General features: G+C 42.0%; 10 protein-coding genes. 6 read left to right on the plus strand and 4 right to left on the minus strand.

Annotated features, from left to right (window positions below; genetic code table 11):
* Positions 1 to 15: 15 nt before the first annotated feature.
* Positions 16 to 348, plus strand: a complete 333-nt coding sequence (locus RH96_RS13435) for a hypothetical protein (protein ID WP_010201734.1) — start codon at positions 16 to 18, stop codon at positions 346 to 348.
* A gap of 101 nt (positions 349 to 449) precedes the next feature.
* Here RH96_RS13435 and RH96_RS13440 read toward each other — a convergent pair whose 3' ends face one another.
* Together RH96_RS13440 and hemH are read right to left on the minus strand one after the other, a co-directional pair.
* Positions 450 to 1280, minus strand: a complete 831-nt coding sequence (locus RH96_RS13440; RefSeq protein ID WP_010201735.1) for a BPSS1780 family membrane protein — start codon at positions 1278 to 1280, stop codon at positions 450 to 452.
* Positions 1281 to 1515: 235 nt separating this feature from the next.
* Positions 1516 to 2535: a ferrochelatase gene (gene hemH / locus RH96_RS13445; RefSeq protein ID WP_010201736.1), complete on the minus strand. Its 1020-nt coding sequence runs from the start codon at positions 2533 to 2535 to the stop codon at positions 1516 to 1518.
* Positions 2536 to 2835: 300 nt separating this feature from the next.
* Here hemH and metX point away from each other — a divergent pair, with 300 nt between their 5' ends.
* From metX to RH96_RS13460, 3 genes are all read left to right on the plus strand, one after another.
* Complete coding sequence (gene metX, locus RH96_RS13450; protein WP_010201737.1) at positions 2836 to 4320, plus strand: homoserine O-acetyltransferase MetX; 1485 nt, start codon at positions 2836 to 2838, stop codon at positions 4318 to 4320.
* Entirely contained in the window at positions 4317 to 4934 is a 618-nt protein-coding gene (gene metW, locus RH96_RS13455; protein ID WP_010201738.1) for a methionine biosynthesis protein MetW, read from the plus strand. Before metX ends, metW begins: the two co-directional genes overlap by 4 nt.
* A 402-nt stretch (positions 4935 to 5336) precedes the next feature.
* Positions 5337 to 5918: a tetratricopeptide repeat protein gene (locus RH96_RS13460; protein ID WP_010201739.1), complete on the plus strand. Its 582-nt coding sequence runs from the start codon at positions 5337 to 5339 to the stop codon at positions 5916 to 5918.
* 539 nt (positions 5919 to 6457) lie between these two features.
* On the opposite strand, the gene RH96_RS13470 is transcribed toward RH96_RS13460, so the two are convergent.
* A complete protein-coding gene (locus RH96_RS13470) occupies positions 6458 to 7255 on the minus strand; it encodes a hypothetical protein (protein WP_010201741.1) in 798 nt (265 codons plus the stop codon).
* Between the two features lie 506 nt (positions 7256 to 7761).
* On the opposite strand from RH96_RS13470, the gene RH96_RS13475 reads away from it, so the two are divergent.
* The gene (locus RH96_RS13475) at positions 7762 to 8847 is read left to right on the plus strand and encodes a rhodanese-related sulfurtransferase (RefSeq protein ID WP_010201742.1); all 1086 of its coding nucleotides are present in this window, start codon (positions 7762 to 7764) and stop codon (positions 8845 to 8847) included.
* A gap of 210 nt (positions 8848 to 9057) precedes the next feature.
* On the opposite strand, the gene serA is transcribed toward RH96_RS13475, so the two are convergent.
* Positions 9058 to 10284: a phosphoglycerate dehydrogenase gene (gene serA, locus RH96_RS13480; RefSeq protein WP_010201743.1), complete on the minus strand. Its 1227-nt coding sequence runs from the start codon at positions 10282 to 10284 to the stop codon at positions 9058 to 9060.
* Positions 10285 to 10620: 336 nt separating this feature from the next.
* On the opposite strand from serA, the gene RH96_RS13485 reads away from it, so the two are divergent.
* The coding region (locus RH96_RS13485; RefSeq protein WP_010201744.1) for an FAD-binding oxidoreductase at positions 10621 to 10904 on the plus strand (284 nt) is incomplete at its 3' end.

A 10904-nucleotide genomic window follows, 5' to 3' on the forward strand; every position in this document is an offset into this window, starting at 1 on the left:
AATAAGGAAACCACTATGGACAATTCAAAGAGTCCGCTACCAGAAAATATGGATCACATTGAAGGTGATACAAACATCAATGATAACAGTCAAGAAGTGAATCTAGACAATCCTATGCTGCACACGATTGATAATGATGACGTGATCGACAATAGTGCTGGGTTTGATAATTCAGAAGTCGGTACAGATGCCACGCAAGGACTAACACCCATGCACCGCCAAAATATTGACGAATCACGTGTCGATGAAGTCTTGGTTCAAGACAATTTAGATGACAATAATTATCCAGATGCGATGGATATCGCTGATAAAGAAGCAGCAGAACGTAGTAACGATGACTCTTTTTAGAACAACTATTCAGTCATAAAAAATCCCGCTCGATAGCATTGAGCGGGATTTTTTGTTTCTTAGAAGATGCTTAAGTTTTAAGGTTTTATCAAATTCAAAAACTACACTGCTGACACTGGCTGATCGGTCCAAACGTCACGATAACTAATGTAATGATTCATCATTACCCATGGGAGAGCTATAACGATGCCAAAACCTAATGTTATGCTCAAAAAAAACAACAGTATAATACTGCCAATTAAACTGTAAACCATCATTGGTAATAGATTTGCCAAAAACCCTTTGAGACTACTTTTCATTGCTATTTTTGGTTCTAGGCCGTGCAGGATAATCAGCGCGGGAGCAAACCACATTGCCATCAATAATAATAAAAACAATACCAATGATACTATCCCGCTAAATATTAATGCACCCATGGGATATTCTTGGAGCTTTATCGCCTCGATATCTAATGAAGCTGTTACGGACATGAAGCCAAATAAGATTAACAAGGGTATCAATACCACTACTATTCCTACGACGAATAATAAGCTTAGAATGATTAAAGGTCGTAATTGTACTTTGAGTTTTAACCAAAGTTCAGTGAAGTCAAGATCTTCATTCTGAGCTTGTGCTGCACAAATGAGTATGATTACTCCAATAATTAGTATGCTTATAACTTTAAAAAAAATCTCGATTATGGGTACGTATGCGCCTATTAATGAGGCAACACAAGATATCAAGCCGACTGCTAACCATACTGAAAAATTATCTTTAAACAACTCAAAAGGTTTAATTATCCAACTTATTCCCCATGATATTTTACAAAATCGAGGTTCTGCCAATAACTGCGGTAATGGGCTGCCATACTCATCAGTTGGCGATAATTTCGGTGGTTGGCCATTAGGTTTTTGCAATGATATAGGGTTCTGTGAATCGTTAAAACTAGACATGCTTATCCTCAAAAATAAAGTGGTACAAATATAAAATTAAGCAACTATGTAAAAATAGCAAAGTGCACAAAAAAAATCTGCTTGGTACATTGTTACATACCAGTAACAAAAAATATCGACTTTATTCTATTAATTTTGCCTATACAAAAAAATACCGAACATTATGTCCGGTATTTTTTATCATTTATTCATTGTAGCCATTACATCAATGACATCTAGCGATCAAACTAAGCGATTAAACCCAACCATCCAGCGTGCCTGCCCAGCCTTTGACCAATGGCGCACTCATGGCTTCTAATAAATCAATATGTGCCTCATCAGCATTCAGCGCTGGGATATAGTGATATTCTTGCCCGCCAGCATGAAGAAAGTTCTCACGGTTTTCAATCGCCAATTCTTCTAAGGTTTCTAGACAATCCGCTGAGAACGCTGGACTGAGAATTTGTACTGATTTTACACCTGATTTAGCCCATTCATCGAGTATGACGTCGGTATAAGGCTTAACCCATTCTTGCTTACCAAAGCGTGACTGAAAGCTGATAATCCATTCATCATCTTTTAGGCCAAGCGCTTGTGCCACTTGCGCTGCGGTACATTTACAGCGTCTAGGATAAGGGTCGCCTTTATCCATATACGGCTGCGGAATACCGTGGAAGCTAAACATAAGCTTGTCAGGTTTGCCATGTACCGCTTGAAAGCGACGAATACTATCCGCTAATGCTTTGATATATAAAGGATGCGCGAAGTAGTCTTTAACTATCGTAATATTAGGCAAGTTACGCTGCTTTAGAGACCATTTAGTAATGGCATCGTACACTGCACCCGTTGAAGTCGCTGAATACTGTGGAAATACGGGTAACATCACAAAGTGGTCAACGCCTTCGCTACGCAGTTTGTCCATCACATCGGGCAAACCTGGATTACCATAGCTCATTGCAGAATGGACAGAAACGCGAAATGGTGCAGCCTGCTCAGCCAAACGCGTATCTAACATCGCTACTTGTTGGTTCAGGATATTGCGCATTGGCGAGTCACCATCCCAAATACTGGCATAAGCTTCTGCCACGCGTTTAGGACGGCTTGGCAACACAAACAGATTCAGGATAATCGCCCACAGGAATTTTGGGATTTCAATCACACGCGGGTCTGATAAAAACTGCTTGAGGTAGCGACGTACCGCAGGCGCTGTCGGCTCATCAGGCGTACCAAGGTTGACCAATAGAACAGCAATACGTGGGGGCAGTTTTGGTTTCATAAAGTACTATTTTATTATTAGGTTGATTAAAAAAGAATATAGGATAAACGATTATTAGTGTAGCATTTTATAGCGCAATAACGCATGGTAAAAATAGCAACCCTACAATTTGATACGCACTGAGTTTTTACTGTGCGCGAAAGACTCAACTCGAAGGTTGTGCTCATCCACGCATCGCCATACAATAGGCAAGCATATTGCCGTCCTATTTTTTATTGATAATTGTCGTCTTGCGAGGTAGCTTTGAACGCACGTCCTGATAGTACTACCAGTGACCACTCCCCAAAAGATCACGCTCATGTGGATAGCTCAGTCGATACAGTTGGCTCAGTTGGAATCGTCACACCACAGAACTTCCATTTCGCTGAACCCTTGACCTTGGAGTGCAATCGAACCTTGCCCTCGTTTGACTTGATGGTAGAGACTTATGGCACCCTCAATAGCGATCAATCAAATGCGATATTAATTTGTCACGCCTTATCTGGCAACCATCATGCGGCAGGCAGGTATAGTGCCGATGATAAAAAAGCAGGCTGGTGGGACAATATGATTGGCCCTAATAAGGCCATCGATACCAATCAATTTTATGTGGTGTGCCTCAATAATATCGGCAGCTGCTTTGGCTCGACGGGTCCAACGACGATCAATCCAGACAGCATCGATTCAGAAAAAGCAGACAACGCTAGCGCATCAGAAGTTTACGGCCCTGACTTTCCGTTAGTCACCATCAAAGACTGGGTCAAAACCCAAGCCATGCTCTCAGATCGTCTCGGTATCGATGTTTGGCATGCTATCGTCGGTGGCTCTATGGGCGGTATGCAGGCGCTGCAATGGTCGGTCGATTACCCTGAGAGGCTGAAGCGCTGCGTAGTCATCGCCAGCACACCGAAACTCTCTGCACAGAATATTGCCTTTAATGAGGTCGCACGTCAGTCGATTTTATCGGATCCTGACTTTAAGGACGGACGCTATTTACAAGCTGGTACTTATCCTCGTCGCGGACTAATCCTCGCACGAATGGTTGGTCATATCACCTATTTGACCGATGATGCGATGAAAGCCAAGTTCGGTCGTGATTTAAAATCTGGCAAATTTATGTATGGCTATGATGTCGAGTTTCAGGTTGAAAGCTATCTACGCTATCAAGGTGAGCGCTTTAGCGAAAACTTCGATGCCAATACTTATTTGCTTATGACCAAAGCGTTAGATTACTTTGACCCAACGCGTGGCTATCTGTCAGTACAATCATCCGTACAGCCATCAACACAGTCATCAACACCATCAGTAGACTCTACAAATCCGTCGGAGTCTGGAGCGCTACTTGAGGACTCAATCGCGGCATCTGTCGAAACGACCAAAAATGCGACCGAAAAATCCGCTAAATATGAGCTTGCAGATGACTTACCTACTGACAACTTAAAAACTGATAATGAAACCGACAATGACGTTCAAACTGACAATGAAATTGATCGTCAGCAAGAATTAGCGGCGCTCAAAGCGGCCTTTGCCCATACTCAGTGTCAGTACTTAGTGGTGTCGTTTACCACCGATTGGCGCTTTGCCCCTGAGCGCTCGCAAGAGATTGTCGATGCCTTAATGGCGACTGGAAAACCCGTCAACTATATCAATGTCGATGCACCGCATGGTCATGATTCCTTCTTATTCGATATCCCCCGTTATATGGGTGCCGTCAGAGGGTTTTTGACCGCGCCATTTATCACGGACAGCCAGTCAAAAAATAGTCAGTCGAAAAACAGCCATCGGAAAACTGGAGAGCGCTCATGAGAATGGATCATCAATTGGCTGAGCGTTGGATTGCCCCGCAGTCCCATGTACTAGACTTAGGCTGTGGCAATGGCGAATTGCTCGCGCATTTACAACAAAATCGCGGCGTGACGGGATATGGGCTTGAGATTGACGAAGAAAAAATCAATGATGGCATCGCCAAAGGGTTGTCCATCATCGAGCAAGATCTGAACGATGGTCTCGCGCGTTTCGCTGATGATAGCTTCGATACCGTCGTCATGGCGCGTGCCCTGCAAGCAGTCAAGTCACCAGATGTGCTATTGCTCGATATGCTGCGAGTTGCTCGCGAAGCAGTTATCACCTTCCCTAACTTTGCCCACTGGCAAAACCGGCTGCATTTAGGGCTTAAAGGGATGATGCCCGTTTCAGAAGCGCTGCCTTACGAATGGTATAACACACCAAATATTCATCTATGTACCTTTAAAGACTTTGAGCAGCTTTGTGCCAAGCATGACATTCATATTATTAACCGTTTCGCCGTTAGTGATTCGGAAAAAGGCCACACACCGCTCATGAAAGCATTGATACGCCAAGCGCCAAATCTGCTGGCAGACGTCGCTATTTACCGCGTGACCAAACAAAAACCCGTATAGTCATAGGCAATTCCACCTCCTTTTAAGCTATCTAATGATGGCTAATAAACACCTTTTTAACCTTAATACATTGTTAATTCTTTATTACCTCTTAGTAACTCTATGATTTTGTTGAGGACGCTAAGGTAGTATTGAGGATTAAATCGTGTAATTAGTATTTGAGTTTCGTAAGTTTGGGTGTTAAGCTAGCAAAATAGTGTCAACCGCACCCTGATTTCGACCGTTTATCGGTCCGACTAACGGTAATTGCAACACTCAACGATTAACTATATTGCTAATAATTAGGTAGGTTTATATCGCAAGATGTCACCTAATTGTTATCACCGTCTAACTGTCTTTAGCGAGACAATGTTTAGCGGTACAACTCTTTTTGCCTATTAACTGCCTAATTTTGGAGCTGCTATGAAATTATTAAAAGCTGCGTTGTTCACTGCCTTGTTTTCTTGTGCCGGCCTTGCCAACGCTGAGTTAATATCAAACGTGCCACTTGATACCTCACGTTTTGAGCTAATGCCTGTCAGTGAATTGTCTAATCGTGCTGCCCAAGGCAACGATCACGCTCAGTTTTACTTAGCCAAACGTTTGCAAAAAGGTGAAGGCATTGCCCAAAACACCCAGCAAGCCATCCAATGGTATACCAAAGCTGCTCAGCAAGGCGTTGCCCCTGCTCAGTTGAATCTTGCCATCATGTACTTGCGCGGTGAAGGTGTGCAGCCTAACTTGCAACAAGCGAAAGTTTGGTTAGAGAAAGCGGCCATGCGTGGTGATAACCGTGCGAGCTATACGCTTGCTTTGTTAGATGAGAAGCAAAAGAATTTGGTCGATGCTTATAAGTGGTACGACTTGGCTGCCCGTGATGGCATGCTAGATGAAAAAGTCCGTAACAAGGCTCGTGGTAAAATCGGTCAGTTGGCATTGAACTTATCAAGCTCAGATATCGCTAGCGCTCGTAGCAAAGCAGATACTTGGTTCCAGAGTAAGTAATATCTAGCAACATACAGTTTTAGTTTAAAAATAAAAATCCAGCCTTTGAGCTGGATTTTTTATACTTAAGGCATTATGCCCTTTAATATTATTTCTCAGCAGTACTGAACCATATTACGAAAAAAGTAATTTTTTGGATTTTCATCATGACTTGTATCACAATACAGTCATTTTTTATCTATTTCATAGCACAACCGCAATTCATTGAACATTTTATCTCACTTTGGATAAGCTTTGGTGTCGAACAAACAGCCTATACTAAGTTTGTTTTTAGTACCATTGAATGGTGGTCGATAGTTCCTGTTGTGTGTTTAATACTTGTGGTCATTACACTACAACGCCAATCAAAGCTCTTGTCAGCTTTAACACTCATTATTAGTCTGACCGGTACACTGGCTTTGGTTTTATCAATATATTCGACCGCTATGCTCATGCCACTCGGAAGGTAGGTTAAAACAAGGTTTGTCATTCTATATTCTACAATAGTGAGGAAAGGTGACGTCTATTTGATAGCCACATTTAAATTTTGGATTTTATGCCTACATTTTGCATAACTGTCGTGCACCTTCCTCATCTATAATTGAATGCTCATTTGCAATATATAACCAACTATAATGAGTGTAACAATTTAAACATAAGAATATATTAGCCAGTGTAGTATCGCTCGACACATAACGATTTGTGACCCTGCAATACTCACTATCTGGAACTCCCTCTGGACGAGAAATATCATATTTAGTGTAAAGGTTTTTCTGCCAATCAACCATCTGCTGCAACTTTATAACCATTTGCGATTTACAATGAGGACAGTTTTTTAGAACTGGCATTTCTACTTTATTGAAGCGACACTTGCTATGCTTGAGTACACCATCATCATTTACATAGTCAGTATTAATTTCAGAAAACTTATTAATGTTAGATAAGGTATCAACACCAGCCTCAAACTTCACTTTATTATGCTTCAATCCGTATAACACACTGTTATAGTGAGATTTATACCTCTCAAATATTATGGAACCTACCAAAAATATCGCGATCAGATATAAGTCCATGATATCTGTCCAACTATATATTTTTGCCATAATTAAAAGAATTGCGTATAGCGACAGCCATGCGAAATAGGGCCAGTGATGTAACAATGATTTAGATTTTTTATTTTCAACTATACTTACTTTGTTGATTTGAGCTATATCAACTGGTTTCTCCGTCAAAAGACTGTGATTACAATGTGGACAAAATAGTATTCCTTTTTCGATTAAAGGGACAGCAAACGACTCATGACAACTTTCATGAGGACAAGTTAGGTTTAAAACTTTATTAGGTTTTGTTTTTGGCATGCAATCTCTTATTTTCTACTCGTCACAAATTTTGCACGATTTATAGCTCTATAAGGAACTATGGATCTTGTTAATATATTTTCGATGGTGATGGCTAAAATAAATATAATTAGTTGCCTTTACCATGAAATAAACAGAACAGATAATGAGAAATGTCTACTATAGCAAGCTCTACTCATAGGATAAACGCTTAAAAGCTATTACAGCTTAGAGCAGATCACTTAATGAGTTATGTATACGCTTAACGATGCTATTAACTTTTAAAATATTCAAAACTCACCTAAAATTTGCTACACTACCTGCGCATTAGCCAATCCCACAATCGGGCTAGTGTTATAACCCATTTCGAACCGACAAAGTCTATTTCAAATAAATTCGATATAAGGAAGCCGAGCACAGATTGTACCCAAAGTACATCAAGCGAGGATGACACAATAGCGTGTTTATTTGAACCAGACTGTTAACCCAACGCACTAGGTTTGCGACCTAGCCAGCAGGAGAAACACATGAGCATCACTCAAGACAAAAATATAGATGGCAATATCCAAGACAACACAGTAACTGATAACAAGTCAGCCCCCGTTTACGATAGCGTCACCAATAATATCGTCGTTGCTGCCCTTTATAAGTTCACGCGCTTTGCTGACTTTGAGCAATATCGTGAGCCAATCCTAAATACCATGCTCGATAACGACGTCAAAGGCACTTTGTTGATTGCCGCTGAAGGCATTAACGGGACGATTTCTGGCACGCGCCAAAGTATTGACACCGTCCTTGACTACCTGCGTAGTATCGAAGCGATTGGCAGTTTTACCTTTAAAGAATCTTATACCAATGCTCAGCCTTTTTATCGAACTAAGGTGAAGCTCAAAAAAGAAATCGTCACCATGGGTGTCGAAAATATCGATCCTTTGCAATCGGTCGGTCGCTATGTAAAACCAAGCGAGTGGAATGCGCTAATCTCTGATCCTGAGGTTATGCTCATCGATACCCGTAACGATTATGAGGTGCAAATCGGTACGTTTCAAAATGCGGTCAACCCGAATACGGAAACCTTCCGCGAGTTCCCAGAATACGTGGCAAAAGAGCTTGACCCAACGAAGCATAAAAAAGTCGCGATGTTCTGTACGGGTGGTATCCGCTGTGAGAAATCTACTGCCTACTTACGAGAGCAAGGATTTGAAGAGGTTTATCATCTAGAAGGCGGCATCCTAAAATATCTAGAAGAAGTGCCTGCCAGCGACTCTATGTGGCAAGGCGACTGCTTCGTCTTTGACAATCGCGTGTCGGTCAATCACAATTTAGAAAAAGGCAGCTATGAGCAATGCTTCGCTTGCCGTATGCCCATTACTCAAGAAGAGATGCAAAGCAGTGCTTACATTAAAGGCGAGTCATGCCCACATTGTATCGATAAAGCAACTGATGAACAAAAGGCGCGCTTTCGTGAACGCGAGCATCAAATGCAGCTAGCGAAAAAACGTGGTGAAGCGCATATCGGCAGCGACGTGATAGATGTGATAGAGAAACGCAAAGCCGCTAAGGTTGAAGCACAACGATTAGCCGATGCAGCAAATCAAGCCAAAAATAGATAAACAGTCTTACTTCAAGCTAAACAAAAAAAGAGAGGCTCTAATTAATAGAGCCTCTCTTTTTTTATGACAAATTGTCAGTGCTTATCGCAACAATCAACGCTGATATAGTTGATCCAATTTAAAAGTGGTACAAAGCAACCGAGTGCAGATGTATATGCAATACTTCAAGCGAGGTTAACGCTGTCACTCTTTTATAGTGGATTGACTATACTAGAATAAGATACGTACGCGGATAGTTTCTTCTACGTCTTTGAGTTGATCTAGCGCAGCGGTCGAATCATTATAATCGACATCCATCACTAGATAACCAACATCACCTTCCGTCATTAAGCTCTGTGCCAAGATATTGATATGCGCTTCAGCAAACAAGCGGTTAATCTGTGACAGTACGCCCGGTACGTTTCTGTGAATGTGCAGCAGACGATGCGAGTTTTCTTTGAATGGAATTGAGACTTCTGGGAAGTTGACAGCAGTAGCTGTATCACCTTGATCAGAGTATCTGACGAATTTATCCGCTACTTCGAGTCCAATATTAGCTTGAGCTTCTTGGGTCGAACCACCAATGTGCGGGGTCAGGATAACATTGTCAAATTTACGTAGTGGTGACTCAAACTCTTGGTCAGCAGATTTTGGCTCTTTTGGGAACACGTCAATCGCCGCGCCCAATATTTTACCAGACTCAAGCACAGCAGCTAGGTCGTCAATTTCGACGCACGTACCGCGTGCAGCATTGATAAAGTAACTGCCTTCTTTCATTTGAGCGAATTGTTCAGCTTTCATCATATAGCGCGTGCTTGGCACATCAGGTACATGCAAGGTCACGATGTCAGCCGTTGATAACAGCTCCTCTAAACTTCCCACTTGTACCGCATTACCTAATGGCAACTTGGTGACAGCATCATGATAAATGACTTTCATACCGAAGCTTTCTGCCAATACTGACAGTTGTGAGCCGATAGAGCCGTAACCGACGATACCGATGGTCTTACCACGCACTTCATGTGAGTTGGTGGCAGACTTACCCCAACCGCCGCGATGCACAGTCGCATTCTTTTCAGGAATGCCGCGATACAGCATAATAGCTTCGGCCAATACCAGTTCAGCCACCGAGCGGGTATTTGAGTATGGCGCGTTAAAGACTGGAATACCCAGTTCACGAGCGGCTTCTAAGTCTACTTGGTTGGTACCGATACAGAAGCAACCAATACCGATCAGCTTGTGCGCATGCTCAAGTACTTCACGAGTCAGCTGCGTGCGCGAGCGAATACCAACAAAGTGAGCGTCTTTAATCTTTTCGATCAGCTCATCTTGATCCAGCGCGTGACTGATATTTTCGATGTTATGATAGCCAGCACCTTCCAATACTTTTAGAGCATTGGCATGTAGACCTTCAAGCAATAAAAAACGTATTTTGTCTTTCTGTAGTGATAACGCCATATGAGAACTGTCCTATAATTGTCTTATAAAAATCATCAGTGGGATAAGTCTGAGGGATGAAACGAAAACAGTCCCGATATCTTACACAAAATTCGACGTCGATGTTAGGAGATTAGATGAATTATTGGTTATCAAGCCTGAAAAATTTTTATGCTATAGTGAATCATTCTGTTTGAAACTAACCAGACCATTTTTTTGTGATTTACAGCCTGCCATATAGACAGATTATCACCTACTTATTGCCATCACGAGCTGACTGATCACTGAATTTAGAGATATTTCGTTATATAATAGTCAACCCCAGCATCGTGTTTACGCTAATATTGAGATTTTATCATGACGCCAACTACCGCTCAGCCTACACCCGAAACCAATACAACTGCCGTCCAAACTATTTTGAGTACTTTAATTGATACTCATGACTTTGATGCGAGCCAAATAAAAACCGACGCTGAAAGCTTAGAGCATTGGGGCAAAGACTGGACCAAGCACTTTGCGCCAGCGGCTGCCGCCATTGTCTTTCCAAAAACTACCGAACAAGTGCAATCTATCGTACTCCTTGCCAATGAGCACAACGTTGTTCTGACTCCAAGTGGTGGTCGTACAGGACTCTCTGCTGG

The sequence above is a fragment of the Psychrobacter sp. PAMC 21119 genome (assembly GCF_000247495.1).
In the GTDB taxonomy this organism is placed as follows: Bacteria; Pseudomonadota; Gammaproteobacteria; order Pseudomonadales; family Moraxellaceae; genus Psychrobacter; species Psychrobacter glaciei.

Excerpts from the sequence above, each read along its gene's own strand:
- RH96_RS13475 (WP_010201742.1), top strand. The coding sequence starts at position 7,762 with ATGAGCATCACTCAAGACAAAAATATAGATGGCAATATCCAAGACAAC.
- RH96_RS13470 (WP_010201741.1), bottom strand. The coding sequence starts at position 7,255 with ATGCCAAAAACAAAACCTAATAAAGTTTTAAACCTAACTTGTCCTCAT.
- RH96_RS13440 (WP_010201735.1), bottom strand. The coding sequence starts at position 1,280 with ATGTCTAGTTTTAACGATTCACAGAACCCTATATCATTGCAAAAACCT.
- RH96_RS13435 (WP_010201734.1), top strand. The coding sequence starts at position 16 with ATGGACAATTCAAAGAGTCCGCTACCAGAAAATATGGATCACATTGAA.
- serA (WP_010201743.1), bottom strand. The coding sequence starts at position 10,284 with ATGGCGTTATCACTACAGAAAGACAAAATACGTTTTTTATTGCTTGAA.
- hemH (WP_010201736.1), bottom strand. The coding sequence starts at position 2,535 with ATGAAACCAAAACTGCCCCCACGTATTGCTGTTCTATTGGTCAACCTT.
- RH96_RS13460 (WP_010201739.1), top strand. The coding sequence starts at position 5,337 with ATGAAATTATTAAAAGCTGCGTTGTTCACTGCCTTGTTTTCTTGTGCC.
- metW (WP_010201738.1), top strand. The coding sequence starts at position 4,317 with ATGAGAATGGATCATCAATTGGCTGAGCGTTGGATTGCCCCGCAGTCC.